Origin of the sequence: Stieleria maiorica (genome assembly GCF_008035925.1) — a bacterium.
GTDB classification, from domain to species: Bacteria; Planctomycetota; Planctomycetia; order Pirellulales; family Pirellulaceae; genus Stieleria; species Stieleria maiorica.
In genome coordinates this window covers 3377759-3398104 of record NZ_CP036264.1, presented here as the reverse complement: position 1 = coordinate 3398104, position 20346 = coordinate 3377759, and the positions used below count along the sequence as shown (strand labels likewise).

Annotated in this window: 13 protein-coding genes; 2 read left to right on the top strand and 11 right to left on the bottom strand. The window is 60.3% G+C overall.

Going from position 1 to position 20346, the window contains the following annotated elements:
- Positions 1-196 precede the first annotated feature (196 nt).
- Complete coding sequence (locus Mal15_RS11720) at positions 197-1903, bottom strand: sigma-70 family RNA polymerase sigma factor (protein WP_147867928.1); 1707 nt, start codon at positions 1901-1903, stop codon at positions 197-199.
- A gap of 140 nt (positions 1904-2043) precedes the next feature.
- Positions 2044-4167: a DNA primase gene (gene dnaG, locus Mal15_RS11715; protein ID WP_233903411.1), complete on the bottom strand. Its 2124-nt coding sequence runs from the start codon at positions 4165-4167 to the stop codon at positions 2044-2046.
- A 672-nt stretch (positions 4168-4839) separates the two neighbouring features.
- On the opposite strand from dnaG, the gene Mal15_RS11710 reads away from it, so the two are divergent.
- Positions 4840-6039, top strand: a complete 1200-nt coding sequence (locus Mal15_RS11710; RefSeq protein WP_147867927.1) for a hypothetical protein — start codon at positions 4840-4842, stop codon at positions 6037-6039.
- Between the two features lie 49 nt (positions 6040-6088).
- Here the strand turns inward: Mal15_RS11710 and Mal15_RS11705 are convergent, their stop codons facing one another.
- Positions 6089-6415: a hypothetical protein gene (locus Mal15_RS11705; protein WP_147867926.1), complete on the bottom strand. Its 327-nt coding sequence runs from the start codon at positions 6413-6415 to the stop codon at positions 6089-6091.
- A 611-nt stretch (positions 6416-7026) separates the two neighbouring features.
- On the opposite strand from Mal15_RS11705, the gene Mal15_RS11700 reads away from it, so the two are divergent.
- Complete coding sequence (locus Mal15_RS11700) at positions 7027-8421, top strand: hypothetical protein (protein ID WP_147867925.1); 1395 nt, start codon at positions 7027-7029, stop codon at positions 8419-8421.
- 3 nt (positions 8422-8424) lie between these two features.
- Here the strand turns inward: Mal15_RS11700 and Mal15_RS11695 are convergent, their stop codons facing one another.
- The 8 genes from Mal15_RS11695 to glpK form a co-directional block, all read right to left on the bottom strand.
- Positions 8425-8694: a hypothetical protein gene (locus Mal15_RS11695; RefSeq protein ID WP_147867924.1), complete on the bottom strand. Its 270-nt coding sequence runs from the start codon at positions 8692-8694 to the stop codon at positions 8425-8427.
- A gap of 131 nt (positions 8695-8825) precedes the next feature.
- A complete protein-coding gene (locus tag Mal15_RS11690; protein WP_147867923.1) occupies positions 8826-12185 on the bottom strand; it encodes a M56 family metallopeptidase in 3360 nt (1119 codons plus the stop codon).
- Positions 12182-12565: a BlaI/MecI/CopY family transcriptional regulator gene (locus tag Mal15_RS11685; protein WP_147867922.1), complete on the bottom strand. Its 384-nt coding sequence runs from the start codon at positions 12563-12565 to the stop codon at positions 12182-12184. The genes Mal15_RS11690 and Mal15_RS11685 overlap by 4 nt, the downstream gene beginning before the upstream one ends.
- 385 nt (positions 12566-12950) lie before the next feature.
- Complete coding sequence (locus Mal15_RS11680; protein ID WP_147867921.1) at positions 12951-13601, bottom strand: hypothetical protein; 651 nt, start codon at positions 13599-13601, stop codon at positions 12951-12953.
- A gap of 157 nt (positions 13602-13758) precedes the next feature.
- The gene (locus Mal15_RS11675; protein ID WP_199773850.1) at positions 13759-15192 is read right to left on the bottom strand and encodes an NAD(P)(+) transhydrogenase (Re/Si-specific) subunit beta; all 1434 of its coding nucleotides are present in this window, start codon (positions 15190-15192) and stop codon (positions 13759-13761) included.
- A gap of 73 nt (positions 15193-15265) precedes the next feature.
- Positions 15266-16801, bottom strand: a complete 1536-nt coding sequence (locus tag Mal15_RS11670) for a Re/Si-specific NAD(P)(+) transhydrogenase subunit alpha (RefSeq protein WP_147867920.1) — start codon at positions 16799-16801, stop codon at positions 15266-15268.
- A 378-nt stretch (positions 16802-17179) separates the two neighbouring features.
- Complete coding sequence (locus Mal15_RS11665; protein WP_233903410.1) at positions 17180-18706, bottom strand: glycerol-3-phosphate dehydrogenase/oxidase; 1527 nt, start codon at positions 18704-18706, stop codon at positions 17180-17182.
- A complete protein-coding gene (gene glpK / locus Mal15_RS11660) occupies positions 18706-20217 on the bottom strand; it encodes a glycerol kinase GlpK (protein ID WP_147867919.1) in 1512 nt (503 codons plus the stop codon). The genes Mal15_RS11665 and glpK overlap by 1 nt, the downstream gene beginning before the upstream one ends.
- Positions 20218-20346: the final 129 nt, after the last annotated feature.

Genomic DNA, 20346 nt, shown 5'->3' with positions numbered 1-20346 from the left:
CCGAGGCTAGCGCCTACGGCTCAGCGTACTGGCTTAAGCAGCCTCGGCCGATGCTGTACGACGTCCTTTCTAGGTCGTCGTGCAGAGCCCTACGGGCGACGGCGCGGAAGGGCCATCGTACCCAGAGAAAAGCATCGCCCTAAGTCGGACGATTGCTTAAAACGGCACACCAACGGCTGCCCGAAAAAGCGGCCACTTACGCGGCGACTTTGATGAACGAGGCGAGTCGGTCGGCGCGGCTGGGGCTTTGCAGCTTTGCGACCGCCTTGGCTTCGATCTGTCGAACACGTTCGCGGGTGACCTTGAAGATCCGCCCGCACTCTTCCAGCGTGTAGCTGTAGCCGTCGACCAAGCCATACCGCAAGCGGATGATCTCGCGTTCGCGGTACGTCAGCGTCTTAAGCAGTTCGTCGATCTTGCTTCGCAGGATGCCGCCCGAAGCCATGTGCACCGGGTTCAGACTGTCGTTGTCTTCGACAAACTCGCCGAAGCTGCTGTCTTCGCCTTCGCCGACGGGCCGATCCAGACTGACCGGATGCCGGCCGATGTCCATCACCCGTTGAACTTCTTCCAACGGCACTTCGGTCAACTCGGCGATCTCCTCATAAGAGGGTTCGCGTTTGAGTTGTTGCGTCAGCTTCTTTTGTGCCTGTCGCAACTTGCTCAGCACATCGATCATGTGAACCGGAATGCGGATCGTACGTGCCTGATCAGCGATCGCCCGCGTGATCGCTTGACGAATCCACCAGGTCGCATAGGTGCTGAACTTGAATCCGCGTCGGTACTCGTATTTATCGACCGCACGCATCAGCCCGGTGTTGCCTTCTTGGATCAGATCCAAGAACGACAGACCGCGGTTTCGATACTTCTTGGCGATCGAAACGACCAGTCGCAGGTTGCCGCTGCTGAGCTCTCGTTTGGTGGCTTCGAATCGCTCGAAATGCTCGCGTGCCTTGGTGACGCGTTTGTGCAGACTTTCCGGCGTCTCCTGTGTCAGGATCATCAATTCGCGAAGCTCTTGTCGCAGGTCCGCCGCTTCGTCTCGGCTGACCGCGTCGTTGCCCAGTTGCGCCAGTCGGGCGCGGATGTAATTCATGCGTTTTGAGAACTCTTCCAGACGCGCCAACATCGGGGTGACGCGTCGGCTCCGCAGACTCAGCTCCTCGACCAGTTCCAGCGCCTTGCGACGTCGTGCGATAAAACGGCGGCGGACTTCGGCCTTCAGTCGCGGCGGGGTGCTCTTGCGCGCCAATGCTTCGAAGTCCTCGCGGTTTTGCACGATCAGGCGGTCGAGCGTGCGGAGGTTGTGGGGCATCCGCGCGGAAATCTGTTCTTTTGTCAGGTGCTCGGTCAGCGAGACTTTGATGGTGCGGTCGAAGGGCAATTCGCCTTCGTGCACGCGGTGCAACACTTCGACGGTGTGACGCAAGGCGTAATCGGACTCCAGCAGACAGCGTCGGAATTGCCGCCGGGTGACTTCGATCTTTTTGGCCAGCGAGATTTCTTGGTCGCGGCTCAGCAACGGGATCTCCGCCATTTGGCTCAGGTACATTCGAATCGGATCGTCGCTCGCCCGCGGCATTTCAACGCTAGCCAGTTCTTCGGCGACGGCCGCGCCGGGCATCTGGTCGTCTGCGTCGTCGTCATCGGCCGCCGGTGCGTCGTCACCGACGTCGCGCAGGACGCGAACGTTGGGCTCGGGACGACGTTTCGAGACGGTCGCGGCACTGTGCCCGTCGACCAGCTTGATCCCGAACCGCTCGATCGCTTCGATCAGCTTGTTCAGCTTTCTCGGGCTGCCGTCTTCATCGGGAAGGTAGGCGTTGATTTCATCGTAGGTCAGGCATCCTTGCTCGTGACTACGCTCTACCAATTCGGCAAGTTCTCGATCCATCAAAAGCATTGTTCAAAACCTCATGTTTGAGTTGCCCATCATGGGCGTGCGGGTCGTTCCTTTCACCGCGTCGGCGCTTTGTTCCGAGCGCGGTGTCAAATTGTGCTTGACGTTGCGGGCGTCATTCGGTCGTGTTCGTTCAGCCCTCCCTAGCGGTCGATTTGCTGACGATGTTTTTCCGAATCGAATAGCTGCTTTAATAGATCCAGCTCTTCGGATTCGTCCAAGGCCAATGTTTCAAGTTTTGCGATTTGTCGATGCTTTTCTGCAATGTTTTCTCGTCGACGAAATTGCTCCAACAGCGACTGAAATCTCTGCTCGGGACTTTGCGAGAGTTTGCCTTCGCGTTGTGCCAAGCGAAACTGCATCGTGACGACTTCGTTTTTCAAGAAATCGTTTTCGATCAACGCCAGCAATGTTTCGGCGGTCAGGTCACGGCCCTGCAGGTCCAATTCCTGATAGGCCGCCAAGATCATTTTTGCCGACAACGTGTCCAGCCAATCGGGATCGATCATTTCGACCGCCCGGCCGGCCAGCTCGGGCGACTCGATCATCGTTTCGAACAACTCGCGGTCGAAGCTGCTCAGCGGGACCTCGCGGTCTTCAGCAGTGCTGGCCCCACGCGAAGACCTGGCCGATCCACTGGCGGCCGATCTACTGGCGGCCGATCTACTGGCGGCCGATCTACTGGCGGCCGATCCGACGTCGGGCGATGACAAATGCGATTGATCGGGGAACCACGAATCGTCGGGGTCGATGCCGGCGGCTTCGGCCAACAGCAAGTTGGGATCGATCGGACCGGTTGCCGATCCGGCCGGGGCCGGCGGCGAAGAGCGATGCGGGGGCTTGGCGGGCGCCGGTTTCGCGGACTCCGCGTTCTCAGCCGCCGCGGCTCGGAACTTGGCCGCACGGCGCTGTTTCGCTTTCTCCTCTTCGCGTTTCTTTTCCAGCCGGTCTTCCAAACGCGACTGAGAGATTTCGAACGTCCGCGACAGACGCAGGATCATCTGGTCTTGCTTTAGCGGGTCCATCCGCGGCGCCTTGGCCAGGATTCCCGTCATCGTGTCGATCGCTTGCATCACCGCGTGGGTGTCGTGCGTGACGTCGACTCCGGCCGTCAAGGAGCTCAGCTTGTGCTCGAGCGCGTCAGGGGATTGCTCGACCAGTCGCTCCAGCGATTCGCGTCCGTGCCGGTCCAAGTAGTCGGCCGGGTCCAAGGCATCGGGCAGCGTCAGGACTCGCAGGTCGGCATCGGCCTTGATGAACAACTCCAACACCTCGTCGGCGCGTCGCTGTCCGGCCGCATCGCCGTCCAGCACCAGAACGACGCGGCTGGCCAATCGCTTGAGCGTGCGGACGTGGGCTTCGCCCAGCGCGGTGCCCAGGACTGCGACGACCGGTTCGATACCCGCTTGCCGAGCTGCGATGACATCGGTGTACCCTTCCATCACCAAGGCTTGTCCGCCCTTGCGGATCGAGTCCCTGGCGAGTTGCAATCCGTAAAGCTGTTCGGATTTCCGGAACAACTTGGTCTCGGGGCCGTTGATGTACTTGCCGCCCACATTCTCGCCGTGCCGCGTGGCGATTTCCGGGATCACGCGACCGCCCATCGAGATCGGGCGGTTTTGCATGTCGTGAATCGGGAACATCAAACGACCGCGGAACAGATCGTAGCTGCCACTGCCGCCTCGACGATTCAACGCCACTCCGGCCGCGGCGGCGATTTCGGGGCGAAACTTTTCGCGTTTCAGCAACCCGGTGGCGAAATCCCAACTGTCCGGTGCGAACCCGATGCGAAACAGTTGCCGGTGCTGGTCGTCGATGCCACGACTGGCCAAGTAGTCGCGGGCGATCTTGGCATCGTCACTTTGGGGCGAGTCGAGTTGATCAAAGTAGGCATCACAGATCAGCTTGACGGCGGCAAAGAGCGTCGCCTTGTCGTTCTTGGATCCCGGTTCGACTTTGGGGCCGGCCTGGAATTCGATGCCGGCTTGCTCGGCCAGTGTCCGCAGCGCCGTAACAAAGTCGACGCCGTCGCGGTGCATGACAAAATTAAAGACGTCACCGCCGATGTCGCAGACCCAACACTTCCAGGTCTGCCGTTCCTGGTTGACCGTCAGCGAGGGCGAGCGGTCGTCGTGCCAGGGGCAATGGGCCGCCAGCGTGCGTCCTTTAGGGACCAGCGTCAATGACGCACCGACCACGTCAACAATGTCGACGGCGGCACGCACTCGCTCTTTGAGGTCCAGGTCCATCATTGCGGACAAAGCCACTCGCTGAAATTCTTCCCGCGCCGTAGTATTGAGCCGCTGTTTTTCAGCCGCTGTTGTACCTTCGCGCAGGACTCGCGAAACCATCCGGATCGGTCGACTCGTGCCTGATTCCACCTGGCGGCGGCCCGTTTCGTTCGGGCGGCCCTCAACGCGGCAAGGCAAAGGCTTTCTCCTGAAAGCCGTTCGAGCAAATTTCGATCACACGCACTCCGTTGCAGCGTAACAAATTTCGCGGCCCAAAGGACGCCGCCGACAGATGTATCCCCCCAAAGGGCGAGGCTCTGCCGGACGCGGTGGGCCACGATCGATGCTTCGCATACGAGCCGAGGGAGTTTCACGATCGGCCGATTTCACGTCAAGATCAGTTTCACGCAATTTTCACGACGCTTCGCTGGGCACGATCCAGCCGCGGCAGCGTTTGATAGACGGATCGCTCGGGGTACGATGGCCCTTCCGGGCCGTCGCTCGTGGGGCTCTGCCCAACGACCTCGAATGGACGTCGCCCCACCCTCCGCTGACCGCAGCTCACTCAAGGGGCCGGATCCGAGTGATATGGGCCAACAATTCGGCGAACTTTGCCGAGTCGCTTGACGAAGAATGAGTTTTCCATCGGTATAATAATCGGGACCTGTCCCCCCCTCCCTGCAGCGCGTGTCTCGCCAGTCCGGATCCATGCCCGCATTCGATGTCGATTCGCAGAGCCCGGGCGGCTCGTTTGAACCCCAACCGGCGGACAACTGGTCCATGCCGCTGGGGGCGATTGCCGGTATTCGACTGTACATTTCGTACTCGGTGTTCATCGCCCTGGCGGTTTTGACAGGGCTGGTCGCCATGGTCCAGGGCCGCGAAGGAAACAGCGACCTGCCGCTGGTGACCCTGACCGCGGTGACGATTTGGTTCTTCGGCTGGGGCGTCCAGCTTCTGGTGCACCTGTGCCTGCACTACTGGACCGATGCCAAAAGCGAATCGATCACCATCGGAGTGCTGGGCGTCGAAGCGGCCAATCCGCTCTACCGACGTTACCCCTGGACGGCGGTCGCCAACCTGATGGCGGCATGTTTTTCTCTGACCGCATTGGTGATTTTTGGCGCCGCGTGCCTGGCCGTCCACATGCTGACACGGACCGACGGTTATGCCGACGCGACGCTGTGGTTGCGGGAATTGGCGACGCCGGGGCTGGGCTTGGACGCGGTGGCGAATTGTTACCTGACTGCCGCGTGGCTGTTCTGGATTCAAGCGGCGTGCCAGGCCTATCCGTTGCCGAAAAATCTCGGCCGCGGGGCCCTCGCGTCGGTCGTCGTCCTGTTGGCCGCCGACGCCGACGATAGCCTGCAGTTAAGACTGCTGCGACGCTTGCTGCAATTCGTTTCTCTGATCACCGTCGTGATCGCCATGGCCACCCTGATCGCCGACGGCGATGTGAACCTGCCACGCTGGCCGATCCTGTTGCTGTTGGCGGTCGCCTTGTGGGTCTCGACGCGAAAGTCGGACCTGCACGACTGGATCACTTCGGTCCACATCGCCGGCGCCGATCCGATCTCGGCGCATTTCGACGTCACCGAGCTGCGCGAAAGCGACCTCGACGCACCGGTCACACGCCCGTCCGGCGTGAAGCCGAAACGCACGCCCTGGATCAGCGAGATGATCGACTCGGTGCGGATGCGCCAAAAACGCAAACGCGTCCGCGCGGCGATGCGACGCGAGCACGAAGAAGCCAGCGACGCCGCCCGCTTGGACCAAGTCCTACAAATCGTCAGCGAGCACGGAACGGAAGGCCTGAGCGCCGAAGACCGAGCGCTGCTGATGCGCGTCAGCAAGAACCTGCAACGCCACCGCCAATCGCACGCCGACGGCGAGACCGATTCGCGATAAGAAGGCCGGGTGTAATGCCTCAGATGCGACGCAACCGCCGGGCCAATAATTATTGGGACGGGGGCGCATCGACGCGGCTCTCCCTCCTCAAGCGATCGATGGCATCCGCGAAGTCCTTGAGCGTGCATTCACCCAGCGACGCGGTGCTCCCGTTTTCGTCCGTCAGATTCATCAGCTCGCGCGTCAGATCCACATCAAAGTGGTTGGACAAAAATGCAATGTAGGACGCGTACTCAATCGCCCCGGACTGGAAACTCGATAGCCGCGTACTCGGATGCATCTCGTCCAGATCTGACTTGCTGTATTCGGCGGTAAACTCGCACACCTCCAAACAAGTCCCAGTCTTTAGATTCGCATCGTCCCGTGCGCAAGACACGGCAAGACACAATGCCAGTGAGAGCCCTAGAACTCGGATAGCTCGCCTTGCGAATACGGAGACACGGTTTGCAGTCGTCATTGAAACAGGCAATTGCATTCGATTTCGAGTTGCGCCGCAGATCAGCTGAAAACCAACGCGAGTTCGAGCTGCGAAGATCGATCGGTCCGTGCATGCGGACCAGCGAGAATTGATCCGGCGGCAGACGTTTGCTGGCAGCAGAAGTGGACGGAAGGGGATTAGAACGGATCGTCCCGGGCCGTGCCAGAAAGTTGACACTGATTGTAGAACCATTGTCCCAATTGTTCTGTCTCAGCCGTCAGGCTGAGCGTCCGGGGGTGCCCGCGACGCGGTCACGGGGGAACAGTTGCGGACAACGGTTCGACACTTTTGTAGAACCATTGTCCCAATTGTTCTGTCTCAGCCGTCCGGCTGAGCGTCCGGACCGGGTGCCCGCGACGCGGTCACCGGGGAACAGTTGAGGACAACGGTTCGACACTTTTTGCATTCGGAGGATTTTGCCAGGATCGCAGTGACTGTCAGCGTGGACCCGATGGCGGCGGTACACTATTGCTAATCAGGTCGCGTTCACCAATATCCGGAGCGGAATCATGGCACACCCATCGATCGGTTGGCGTCTCTCGTCTCGTTGTCTCGGGGCCGTCGTTGTAATCGTTGGCTTGGGCATCTCGCCCGCGGTGGCCGAGGAATCGGCATCGACGCCGGCGATGCAGGTGTTCGAAGAACGAATCATGCCGATCTTTCGTTCGCCCAACCCATCAAGCTGTGTGCAATGTCACTTGTCGTCGGTTGATTTGAAGGATTACATCTTGCCGTCCCACGCCGACACGTTCATGGCCCTGCGTGACGGAGGCCTGGTCGACGTTGACTCGCCCGAGAAGTCGAAAATCCTGACGCTGATTCGGATGGGCGACAAGGACGCCGATCCGCTGGCCAAACGGATTCACGAAAAGACCCGTCGGGCCGAATACGAAGCGTTTTCGGCATGGATCACGGCCTGTTGCAGCGACCCAGACTTGGTCTCGCGCTCCGCCCCCGAGCAACATTCATCGATCGGTCCGGCGAAGCCGCTGGAAGTCGTTCGTCACGCCCGAAAGAGTCGCGTGCTGGAGGCGTTCACCCGCAACGTCTGGTCGCAACGCATGCGCTGCTTTCCCTGTCACACGCCCGACGAGATTGATCCCGCCAATCCCAAACACGAGAAGCCTGCCGAGCGACACCGGGAGTACGTGAAAACGTACGGGGCGCGGATGAATCTGTTCCGGGAAACGCCCGAGGCGACGCTCGCGGCCCTGGTCGCCAGCAGTCGCAAGCAAACCGGCGAGAGTTTTCCGCTGATCAATCTCAAGAACCCCGCCAAAAGCCTCCTGGTGCTCAAGCCGACGTCCAAGCTGCCGCCCAAGCAAGACGATGGAACCCTCGCCAAGCCGTCTTCCTCCGATCCGGTGTCCCACATGGGAGGGATCAAGATGCACGTCGACGACCATTCCTACAAGTTGATCGTTGCCTGGTTGGAAGATTACGCGGCGGTCGTCGGCGATCACTACGCGAACGCCGACCAGTTGCCCGCCGACAATTGGATCGCAACCCAACGGATCTTGCGCGTCAAAGGGACGCCGCCGGAATGGAAACCGGGAACGGTGGTCCAGCTGTTCGTCCACCGCCAAGACACCTCCGGCGGATGGTCGCCCGATCCGGTCGCGTTCACCCAATCGGTCGTCACCCCCAGGGGCATGGTCAACGGCGCGCTGATGTTGATCGCATCCAATCTTGATTCAGAGTACGACGGCAACGACGAATCGTTTCCGCTGGCCGCGGGGCAGTATTTGATCAAGGCCTACGTGGACACGCAGGGAAGGATCGAAAAGTCTCCCACAGCCTTGCTGGATGCGTCGGACTTCGCGGGGCAAGCGACGATCAACGCCGGATGGCGAGTCGGATTCCCCAACGCGGAAACGTTCGAGGGTGATCTCCTGGCAAAGTGACGTTCAGGTCTCGGTGATCGCGTACAGCCCTCCGCCGTCATGGCGGAGTTTGCCTTGGCGGGCGAGTTCTTGCCAAACCGCCTTGGGAAACTGATCCGGCGGCCGGATCGCGGCGATGCTGGATTTACGCCCCGACGACATCGGGCCGTGGCCGAGCGTGGACTCTTCGTCCAACTGCATCAATTTCAACCGTTTGCGAAACGCTTTCATTGCCAACCGAAGCGTTTCTTTGGATGGAGCCTCGGGCTCGGGCGTGGATTCAGGTTCGGTCATCGGGTGTTCCTTGTTGTGATCGGGCGGGCGTTTGAGGTCGGTCGCTTGGTTGTCGGGAAGAGCGAAACGCTTGTCGGCTGTGGTTTACCACACTCTGGCGAATGTAGCTACGTCATGCTAACGTCGTCCAGCTACTCGTTCGCACCCGGGTTCGGTGCCACGTTCCGATAACGCTCGTCGTACAGCTGTTGATGGGTTTTGAGTTGATCGCTGGCGATGGAGAGCGTTCCGACAGAGTAGCGCCCCGGCGCGACTTCGGCGATCGGCGTTTGCCAGTAGTAGTAGGTCGGCGTGTCGCCAGAAACCTTACGAACGGCGACCGAATACTCCGGTCCCGCGATACCCTTGAGTTCAAAGTTGCCGTCGCCGTCGAAGGTAACGGTGTCGGTCTTGAACAGTCCGAAATCGTTGGAGCGGATCATTCGCGTGGTCAGTCCGATCTGTAACCCCCGCGCCGGTTGGCCGTCGATCAGCACGCGACCGGTCACGATCCAGGGTTCACGTAGCACCAGCTTGATCGGTGCACCCGGATCGGGCGTGATTTCCTTGACGGCGCCGATGAACGCGGGGCTTGGCTCCGCGTCTTCGTCGTTGTACTCGATCACTTTGATCGATCCGTGTTGCCATTGCGTACGATTGAGCACCAGCGAACACCGACCGTCGGCATCGGTCCGCTCCGGTCGGGCCAGGCGTTGGGGCAAGTGATAGACCTTGCCATTCCGCTGGATGGTTTCGACATGTTCGCTGTGGACCCAGACCTCCGGGACCGCCGCACCGGAGCTGTCGACGACCGTCACGATCCGGGGCGGAATACGATCGACATGAAAATCGGGAACCGTCAACGCGGATCCCACCGCTCCCGAAGCAACACGTTGAGTCAACCGTTGTGTCTCGGACGTATCCTCATTGAACGCGTCGAAAGTCAACAGATCCATCCCGGCGATGCTGCCGATTACGGATAGAAATCCCCGTTCATTCGGGACGACCATTTGCCATCGCCCCTGCCCGTCGCTCTGGCAACTTAACGGAGAGGCTTCGATCCGATCGGGTTGTTGATGCCAACACACTTCCACTCCGCCGATCCCCGCGCCGCTGTCTGACACGACAACTCTGCCCGACGCTTGGCGTCCACGCTGCGCATTCCACTGCAGACCCTTCTCGGTGATGATGGTTTCTGCTGGTACCGATTGGGCGAGATGCACGAGTCCGGAATCGAACGGGAACGTCGCGATCAACCGCACGTGACCGTCTGGCCCGGCGACCGATCTTAAAAACTCAGCCGTGGTACGAAGGGTTCCGTCGGGAGTGACTTGCAATCGTTGCGTCGGCGCATTGCCTTCGGAAGGCAACGCGACCAACGTGAACTCCTTCACCGGATCGCCTTCGGGATTCCGAATCGACAGCGGAACCTCAAGCAGTCGCCGCAAGGGAATCGTTGCCGGCGACACCAATTCGATCATGCCCCCGGAAAGTCTAGAGGCCTGGGGGCTGCCGGGCGCGGACAGTCGGGCCAACCGCGGGAAAAACTCCGCGCGTTTCAGCCCCAACACCAGTGATGCGTTCTCCGGCACTCGAAAAGTGAACTGGCCGTCGCCGGCAGTGATCGCCGACAGATGAATTCGGTCCGTGGGAAAGGAAAATCGATGCGGCTGTTTTGGCAAACTGGCTCGCTCGGGATCCATAAACGGTCCGGCGTCACCGCGGACGCTTTCGGGGACGGTGATTTCTTTCACCGCAACGCGGACATCGGCCAGCGAATTCCCGTCGGACTCAATGACTCGACCGGTGACCGATTCTGGTCCGGGCAACTGAATGTCAACCGACGCGTTCCATGGTCTCGGTTGACGGAGTGTGAACGATGTCAGTGCGTAGGCGCCGAGCCCGAGACGTCCATCGCGATCGGCCACCAAAATCTCCCAACGGGCGCGGACAGGGGACTTCAGTCGCGCGATGGGGACGCCATCGACTTCATACCGGCCGGCAGAATCCGTCATCGTTCGGGCAACAATCGGCGGATCGGTGTGGTTGCCATTTGGATTCGGAGAGGGAACAAACTCGCGGATCAAAACGACGGCCCCGGCGACTGGACCAATATCGTCGACCACTTGACCTTGGAATTGGATCTCGATGCGTTTGGTCGCCTCCGTTTTCGGTTGGAATCGATTTGCCGTGCGAAACCGATCAAACAGCCCCGCTTCGTTCACTGATGCCGTTTCTTTCTCCGCCGGTTCGACGACTGTCGACGCGGCAGTCAGATTCTCAGGCGTGGACGTGTTTCCTGGCGGGGACGTTCGGTCCGTCTCTGCTGTTCGATTCGGCAGTGGCGGCTTCTGCGCCACGACGCTCTCCACACTGAAACTGATCGCGGCGATGGACACAAACCCGGCCGCAAGCAACGCCACGGCCCAGCGCGGTTGTTGATCCAATCGCAGCGTCGGCGCCACGATTCGGCGGATCCGTTGCTCCAGATTGGTTCCCGAGTGAATCGCCACGCTCGGGTTGGCCATTTTCCCGGCGATCTGCTGTGAGATTTCCAGCAAGCTGCGTGAGTACGACGCGGGCCGTTCTCCCGTTCGCATGACCGCATCATCCGCAGCGTCTTCCCGAGAACGGCGCAATTGAATTCGCGCCCAGTGGACACACGGATGAAACCAGTACACCGCCGCAGTAATTTCGGCGACCCAATTCCACCAGGCATCGCGCCGGACAACGTGTGCCATTTCATGCAACAGACAATGCCGCCGTTGGTCGGCGGTGAACGACTCGAACTGTCGCGGGACGAGGATCACGGGATGCATCATGCCGAACGTCAACGGAGACGAGATCGCCGATGAAACCCGGCAGTCAGGCATTTTTTCCAACCCGATTCGCGACATGCATGTTTGGACAAGTTCCGTATCGGCGTCGGGAAACCGGCTCGCCTCTCGTGCGATCCTTCTCAACCGCACCCAGCTCCGCAGAATCCTGGCCAGCCACAATGCAACTCCCAAGGCGTAAATCAATATGCCGGTCGAAGCCAAGCTGAATCGAGATCGTGTGGGAGGTGTTTGAATCGTGGGAGGCGACCGCAATGCTGAAGCAGGCTTTACTTCGGGAACAAAGGCCGTTGCGACCGCCTCGACACCAGATGCGTCCAACGCCGTGTCGTCAACGCCCCCGTCCATCGCCGCGGTTTCAGATTCTGACACGAGATCCATCGTTACATCCAGGCTGACCGCGCTGGGGGAGTTGACCGGATCTGTCACGCGTGACATGCGGATCGGAATCCGCAGCGGGAACGAGACCAAAGCCTGAGGAACGAGCAACACAAGGGCACAAAACGCACAGGCCCAAATGCTGTGTCGAAAACTCGACGGGCGATGCCGTGCGATTCGTTCGATCCCCCATGCCAGGAAGACGATCAGCGCGGCGTGCGTGATGCCGGCGGCGAGTTTTGACATCTCGGGATGTGCGTGTCCGAAATCGATCCATTGCCAGATCCAACCACTCATCGCGATTCCCTCCGTTCTGCTTCAGAGATCAATGCTCGCAGCCGGTCCAACTGGTCCTCATCCAGCTTGGTGGTGGGATCTGAAAAGTGAGACGCCAATGCTTCTTCGACCGACCCGCCGAAGAACACGTCCAGGACGTGCCGAAACGCCTGTTTCCCGGCTCGCCGTTTGGGCTGAACCGGACGATAGCGAAACTGCCGGCCTTTGCGACGATGTTTGACAAATCCCTTTTCGCCCAGGATCCGCAGCAACGTGCGGACCGTCGCATCGGACGGCTCCCCCGTCATCGCCAGCCGAACCTCGGCCGCGGTCGCTTCTTCCTTGGCGTATAAAATGTCGACGATTTCCCGCTCGCGACGACTGAGTTGATCCGCCCCCATCGCCTCACCTCTGCTGGCCGCTTTCGACAAGAATTTTTTAACACTTCGGTGCAGTCTGGCAGTCGGTCATACCGATGTCAAGTATTTTTCCGCTTTTGTGATGGTCAAGCCGGACCGCGTCAGTTTCCGATCATACGGGCTTTCAGTGCGAGCGGCCCGTTGACTGAATCCGATCACACGTGGGATCAGCCGTTACGCGCGAGCGTACAGGCCTGTAACGTGACGAAAAGATACCAGGGCCCGTAATACCAGGGCCCGTAGGCTTGCGCCATACGGCTGATGAAATCAACCGGCCACAATCGAGAGAGTCACTTCCATCGAGACGAACGAGCGGGCGCCGCGCGTTTGTACTCGATTCAACTCCGCATGACGTAAAGCTGACCTGCTACCTCAGTGCCATCAACAGGTCTTTGACTTGTTGATGAACGTCGCTCGTCGCTCGCACGACCAAGACGCGTCGCATGGCAAAGTACTGAATCGACCCGACGCCTCCGCGTGATTCCCAGAAGTCCGGTGCCACGATCCGTTCAATCAACTCCACGAGTTGCCATCCCGCTCCGGCGGCAGCTCCGCCGCCTGCGACCGGGTTGACGGTTCGAACTTCGTTCCTCTCCGGCGTTGCTGATTTTTGGTCCCCAGCTTCCTGATCTGTAGATTTCTGGTCCACAAGCGCCGCTCGGATCGCCGAATCCACTTGCATTGACAATGCCGCCGGACGGGCAATCCCCTTGCGACCGAGTTGAATCTCGCGGCGGCGTGCGATGGTCATCAAGCGTTTGCGCACTTTTGCCGCGTCGCCTTGGAGCATGTCGCTCGTCCCATAGCGCGGATCGCGACGCAAAACGACGTACAGGTCGCACAACGCCGCGGCCGCATCGTCTTGGGCTTGTGCCGATGCCGCGGTCGCTTCCAGTCGCAGTTGTTTCCGCGTTTGTTGACGCAGCTGGGTCGTTGAGGTCTCGGCGTATCCGGAGGTTGCGGACGTGAGCAGAGAGAGTGTGATGGCGAAGGCGACGTTCTTGATCGCTGCGTTCATTTGATCAGCTCGATTGAGTTAGACGCCATCTTCGGATGAAGGTACGACGTCCTTTCTAGGTCGTCGCGCAAAGTCTTACTGCCGACGGCCCGGAAGGGCCATCGTACATAGAAACGTGATCGCCTAAAGGCTGGACACCAACTCTTATGCCCGATGGTTACCGCTGCAGGCCCTTCAGGATTGCGTCGATGTTCTGTTTGGCGTCGCCGAACAGCATGTAGGTGTTGTCTTTAAAGAATAGCGGATTTCCCACTCCGGCGTATCCGGTCGCCATGCCGCGTTTCATGACCACACAGGTCTTCGCGGTCCAGACTTCGATGACCGGCATTCCGGCGATGGGGCTGTTCGGGTCGTCCAAGGCAGCGGGATTAACGATGTCGTTGGCCCCGATCACCAGGATCGCGTCGGTATCGGACATGTCTTCGTTGATTTCGTCCATCTCCAAGACGATGTCGTAGGGCACGTTGGCTTCGGCCAGCAACACGTTCATGTGTCCCGGCAAACGCCCGGCGACCGGATGGATGGCGAATCGAACTTCTTTGTTGCGTTTCAGCAGCGTGCGGACGACTTCGGCGAGCGAGTGTTGTGCTTGAGCGACCGCCATGCCGTATCCGGGCACGATCACGATGCTTTGCGCCTCTTCCAGCATCGCGATCGTGTCCTCGACACTGAACTCTTTGGTGGTTCCTTCCACGACCGCCGCCGCGGCACCGGAGCCGGTGCCGAACCCGCCCATGATCACGCTGATGAAGCTGCGGTTCATCGCCGCGCACATGATGTACGACAGAATCGCACCGGAGCTGCCGACCAAAGCACCGGTGACGATCAGCAGGTGGTTTTTCAGCATGAATCCGGCGGCCGCGGCGGCCCAACCAGAATAGGAGTTCAGCATCGAAACGACCACCGGCATGTCCGCACCGCCGATCGCCATCACCATATGAACGCCGATCAGCGACGAGATCGCGGTCATGATCAACAGCGGCGTGGTCGCGGCCACGGCTTCGACGCGGCAGTACCAAATCCCCAGCCCGACACAGGCCAGCAACAACAGCAAATTGATGACATGGCGGCCGGGCAGCGTCAGCGCGCGGCCTCCGATCAGCTCGGCCAGTTTCAAAAACGCGACGATCGAACCGGTGAAGGTCAGCGCGCCGATAAAGACGCCGACATAGATTTCGATCTTGTGAATCAGCAACTCTCCCTCGGGAACTTCGACGCCGGGATCGATGTGACTGGACAGTCCGACCAGCACCGCCGCCAGACCCACGAAGCTGTGCAGGATCGCGACCAGTTGCGGCAGGTGGTCCATCGACAAACGCACCGCCAATCGAGCACCGATCAACGCAGCGGGAATGATCGCAGCCGCCATCCACAGCCGCCCGCCGCTCATCACGCCCACGATGGTTGCCCCGATCGCCAACAGCATGCCGATGATGCCCAGCAGGTTTCCACGTTTGGCGCTCGTTTGGTGGGACAGCCCGGCCAACGAAAGGATGAACAGAACCGCGGCCACGATGTAGGCGACCGTGGCGAGGGACTGGTTCAGGGAAAGCGTTTCCGATGCGATCGGCAACGGGTTCAAGAGCGCCATGTGTTTCACGTTCAGGGGGGCAGCGTATCAAAGAGTCATGAAAAAGAATCGGCTGGTCCGCGAGGGCGATCCGTCACTTTCGAAACAGACCGAGCATGCGGTGCGTGATCAAAAAGCCGCCGGCGATATTCAGCGTCGCAACGAAGATTGCCAATGCGCCCAGCCAGGCCGCGATCGGGTCGGCCGCTCCGACTTGGATCATGCCGCCGACGATGATGATGCCGCTGATCGCATTGGTCACGCTCATCAGCGGGGCGTGCAGCGAAGCCGTCACGTTCCAAATGACTTGCCAGCCGATCAGGCAGGAAAGTAGAAAGACGGTGAAATCGGTGATGAAGCCTTGGTCTCGGGTCATCGCAACACCGACCAACAGCAGCGCGGCGACGACCATCAGCGAGACATCAAACAGGCCGATCTTTTTTTCCACCACGGCCGAGGGCGCCGCCGATTCGACCACCTTTTCCTTCGGCGCCGCGGACACAGAAACCGGCGGCGGGGGCCAGGTCACATGTCCGTCTTTCACGACGGTCGCACTGCGAACGACGTCGTCTTCCATATCGACGTCAAACTTTTCGGCTCCGCCCATTTCGTCCAGCAAATGATACAGGTTGGTCCCGTACAGTTGGCTGGAGGTGTGCGCCAGGCGGCTCGTCAGGTCACGGTATCCGACGACGTGCACGCCTTCGTACTGGACGACTTTGTCGGGAACCGTCGCTTCGCAGTTGCCGCCCTGCTCGGCGGCCAAATCGACGACCACACTGCCCCGCCGCATCGATCGCAACATCTCGCGGGTGATCAACTTCGGTGCCGGTTTGCCGGGGATCAGTGCGGTCGTGATGATGATGTCCACCTCTTTGGCTTGGGCCGCAAACAGAGCCATTTCGGCATCGATAAACTCCTTGCTCATCGTCTTGGCATAACCGCCCGACGTCCCGCCCTGCTCGTCGCCTTCGAATTCCAACATCAGAAACTCGGCGCCCATGCTTTTGACCTGGTCGGCGACCTCGGGGCGGACATCGAAGGCGCGGACGACGGCCCCCAGTCCCCGCGCCGTCCCGATCGCGGCCAACCCCGCGACCCCGGCGCCGATCACCAACACCTTGGCCGGCGGCACTTTGCCGGCCGCGGTGATCTGGCCGGTAAAGAACCGACCGAACAACCCGGCCGCTTCGACGACCGCTCGGTAGCCGGCGATGTTGGCCATCGAACTCAACGCGTCCAGTTTCTGCGCCCGGCTGATCCGTGGGACTGCCTCGACGGCCAACGCCGTCGCGTTGCGACCGGCAATCTTCTCGAGCAGCGTTTCGTTTTGTGCCGGAGCCAGAAAACAAATCAGCACCTGGCCTTCGCGCAAGTACTCGACCTCCTGCTCCTGTGGGCTACGGACCTTCAAGAGGATGTCCGCATCGTTCCAGACGTCTGCGGCGTCGTCCGCAATGACGCATCCCGCGTCTTGATAACTATCGTCGTGAAAGCTGGCCGCATCACCGGCACCGGTTTCAACGACGACCTCAAACCCCAGCTTGTCGATCAATCGACGCGCCGTCTCGGGGGTCGCCGCCACGCGACATTCACCGGGATAGATCTCTTTGGTCACGCCAACTTTCATCTGCCGATCGGTCCCTGCGAATACATGAGATGCGAGAATCACTGTCTGTCTGGTGCAGACAGGATACCATTTCCTGCGGTACGTCGTGGATCGTCGGTCAGGTCAGCGGGGTGACTGGGGACTTACAACATTGGCATTCGACGTGGCGTGTGCCTGATCGGGTGGGCGCAGAGAGGAGACCAATAGGACGCAGGCAACCGATGGGACAGAATGCGCGCGTGCACCTGTCACATGTGTCCCCTACGTCCCATTGGTCCTATGTCCCCTGGCGTGCGCCGGACATTACCGGTGAAACGTAGCTGCCTTCGCCAGAAGGCGGTTCCTCTGGGGGGGACCACGCTCTGGCGAGCGTAGCTATTTCGGTGAGCGGCAGTCCCGCTACGCCGGAAGGTAATGCTGTGCCGTCGCTTGAAACGCATTGACTTGTTCGTCGCACCAAGCCGAGTCGGTCCCCAATTCGCCGGCCATGACTTCGGCGACCGCGGGTGCTGCTTCCAACGCAAGCCGAGAATTAAGAAACAGCCATCGGGTTCGGCGTGCGAGCATGTCTTCGACGGTTCGGGCCATTTCATTGCGGACGGCCCAGACCACCTGGGAACGGCGCAGTGGCAGAGATGGGTGGATCGGCTGTGCCAACTCGGGATTGTCGGATTCTAGTTGATCCAGGTCTGCGCGTTCGGGACCCTCGATTTGCAGCGACTTGGTCGCACACGCCCCGGCGTCCAGTTTGCCCGTCTGAATCGCCTTGTCGATACAGTCTTCGGCCATCTTTCGCACCGTCGTCCATTTTCCTCCGGTGATGGTGATCAAGTTGGACGACGAGAGTCGGATCACATGGTCGCGCGAGAGCGACGCGGTGCGCGAGGATTTATCGCCTTTGACCAGCGGCCGGATCCCGGTGAACACGCTCAGCACATCGTCGATCGTGGGGGGCCGCGACAGATACTCTGCCGCGGTCTCCAACAGGAACTGGATTTCTTGCGGTTGCGGTGACGGTTCGGCGACGGCCTGGTCGATCGCGGTGTCGGTCGTGCCGACAATCGCGTGATCCTGCCAGGGCACAACGAAAATCACGCGTCCGTCGGACGTTTTAGGGACGATCATCGCGGTGTCGCCGGGGTAAAGCTCCTTGGGCAGAACCAAGTGTATGCCTTGGCTGGCCGCCACCATCGGCTGGCAATCCGCATCGTCCAATGTTCGCACGGCATCGCAAAACGGACCGGCGGCGTTGACGACGGTTCGGGCGGGGATCTGCAACGTTTCCCCAGACTCTTCATCGATCGCGGTGACGCCCGACACCAAGTTCCGATCATCTTTCATGATGCCGCTGCAGGGCATGTGATTGACCAGCGTCGCTCCTTGAATAGCCGCGGTCCGGGCCATGTCGATCAACAAACGTGCGTCATCGAATTGGCCGTCATGATACAGCACCGCACCGCGCAACCGTTCTCCTTGCATCGCCGGAATCAGCTCCAAAGCACGACGAGCGGTGACGCAACGCGAGCGGCCGAAGCTGTTGCGGGTGGCCAGCAAGTCATACAGTTTCAACCCCACGCCGTAAAAGAACCACTGCCAAAGGCTGCGACAGGGAATCAGGAAGGGCTGGTCGTGAACCAGATGGGGAGCGTTGTCCAACAGCAACTGCCGCTCGCGCAAGGCATCGCGGACCAGCGTCACGTTACCCTGCTTCAGGTAACGTACGCCTCCGTGGACCAATTTGGTGCTTCGGCTGGACGTCCCACTGCCGAAATCGAACCGCTCCAGCAACACGACGTCCAGACCGCGGCTGGCCGCATCGAGTGCGACCGCGACGCCCGTCGCTCCGCCGCCGATGATGGCAACGTCCCAAGGGCTGTTGCGGTCACGGATTCTGGCGAGTGATTCGCCGCGATCCAATCGCGTCATCACGTTGCTCCCTGTTCCCATGATCTCGATCGCTGCAAGGCTTCGGACCAGCGTTCTCGGCGCAGTGCCACTTCGGCGTCCGACATTTCGGGGTGGAAGACCCGCTCGGTTTTCCAGATCGACGCGATCTGATCCAGGTCTTTCCAAAAGCCGACGGCCAGACCGGCCAGATAGGCCGCCCCCATCGAAGTCGTCTCCGTCATCTCCGGACGGACCACCGGAGTTTTCATGATATCGGCCTGGAACTGCATCAACAAATCATTGGCGGACGCCCCGCCGTCGACACGCAGCTCTTTGATCGCGATGCCGGAGTCTTGTTGCATGACGTCCAGGACATCGGCGACCTGGTGGGCAATTCCTTCCAGGGTCGCCCGGGCGATGTGGCCACGATTGGAACCGCGCGTGAGTCCGACGATGGTGCCGCGCGCATAGGAATCCCAATGCGGAGCGCCCAAACCGGCCATCGCCGGAACCACGTACACGCCATCGCTGTCGGGGACGCTTTTGGCCAGCGCTTCGATTTCCGAAGACGATTCGATAATTCCCAATCCGTCACGCAGCCATTGCACCGCCGCTCCGGCGACAAACACGCTGCCTTCGAGTGCATAATTACGTTTCGGCGGTCCGTCGCCCGAAGCTGCGGTGGCGGCGATCGAGGTCAGCAGTTGATGTTTGGACATCAGAGGTTGTTCACCGATATTCATCAGCATGAAACATCCAGTGCCGTAGGTGTTCTTGGCCATGCCGTGGCGCGTGCAGTTCTGGCCGAACAGCGCGGATTGCTGGTCACCCGCGGCCCCGGCGATTTTGATCGCACCGCCGAACCACTGCGTTTCGGTCTCGCCGTAAACGTGGCTGGACGGTTGAACGTCCGGCAGGATCGATGCCGGAATCTCCAGCAGCGACAACAATTCGTCGTCCCACCTGCCGGTTCGAATATCCAGCAACATGGTGCGCGAGGCATTCGTGACATCGGTGACATGAACACGCCCGCCGGTCAGTTTCCAGATCAGCCAACTGTCCATCGTGCCAAAGGCGATCTCGCCCGCTTCGGCCCGTCGCCGCGCGTCCGGCACATGGTCCAGCAACCAACGGATCTTGGTCGCAGAAAAATACGGGTCGATCAGCAGTCCGGTTTTGGATTGAACCAGTTCACCGTGACCGTCGCTGCGGAGCGAATCACAGAACTGCGACGTCCGCCGATCCTGCCAGACGATCGCGTGGTGAATCGGCTCGCCCGTGGATCGATCCCACAACAGCGTCGTTTCGCGTTGATTGGTGATCCCGATCGCAGCGATGTCTGCCACGGACAGACCACACGATGCGATCACTTCTTGAGCGACCGCCAACTGCGACTGCCAAATCTCGTCGGCGTCGTGTTCGACCCAGCCGGGTTGGGGGTAGTGTTGCTTGAATTCACGTTGGGCGACGCCCAATACGGCACCGGATTGCTCGAACGCGATCGCGCGCGAACTGGTGGTTCCCTGATCAAAGGCGAGAACGACACTCATGATGAAAGCCCGAGGAAAGGAGGGAGGGTGGGAGCAGCATCTTAACAGGTCTTCGCCGGTCTCTGTGTCAACGGATACTTTCGAAACCTTTCCTGGCACGAACCTCTCTTTGAAGTGGTGCGTTCGGGC

What these genes read in the sequence shown, in the direction of transcription:
- Mal15_RS11685 (WP_147867922.1), bottom strand. Translation starts at nt 12,565, where the DNA reads ATGGGGGCGGATCAACTCAGTCGTCGCGAGCGGGAAATCGTCGACATT.
- Mal15_RS11665 (WP_233903410.1), bottom strand. Translation starts at nt 18,706, where the DNA reads ATGACGCGATTGGATCGCGGCGAATCACTCGCCAGAATCCGTGACCGC.
- Mal15_RS11700 (WP_147867925.1), top strand. Translation starts at nt 7,027, where the DNA reads ATGGCACACCCATCGATCGGTTGGCGTCTCTCGTCTCGTTGTCTCGGG.
- Mal15_RS11720 (WP_147867928.1), bottom strand. Translation starts at nt 1,903, where the DNA reads ATGCTTTTGATGGATCGAGAACTTGCCGAATTGGTAGAGCGTAGTCAC.
- glpK (WP_147867919.1), bottom strand. Translation starts at nt 20,217, where the DNA reads ATGAGTGTCGTTCTCGCCTTTGATCAGGGAACCACCAGTTCGCGCGCG.
- Mal15_RS11690 (WP_147867923.1), bottom strand. Translation starts at nt 12,185, where the DNA reads ATGAGTGGTTGGATCTGGCAATGGATCGATTTCGGACACGCACATCCC.
- Mal15_RS11710 (WP_147867927.1), top strand. Translation starts at nt 4,840, where the DNA reads ATGCCCGCATTCGATGTCGATTCGCAGAGCCCGGGCGGCTCGTTTGAA.
- Mal15_RS11680 (WP_147867921.1), bottom strand. Translation starts at nt 13,601, where the DNA reads ATGAACGCAGCGATCAAGAACGTCGCCTTCGCCATCACACTCTCTCTG.
- Mal15_RS11695 (WP_147867924.1), bottom strand. Translation starts at nt 8,694, where the DNA reads ATGACCGAACCTGAATCCACGCCCGAGCCCGAGGCTCCATCCAAAGAA.
- Mal15_RS11675 (WP_199773850.1), bottom strand. Translation starts at nt 15,192, where the DNA reads ATGGCGCTCTTGAACCCGTTGCCGATCGCATCGGAAACGCTTTCCCTG.
- Mal15_RS11670 (WP_147867920.1), bottom strand. Translation starts at nt 16,801, where the DNA reads ATGAAAGTTGGCGTGACCAAAGAGATCTATCCCGGTGAATGTCGCGTG.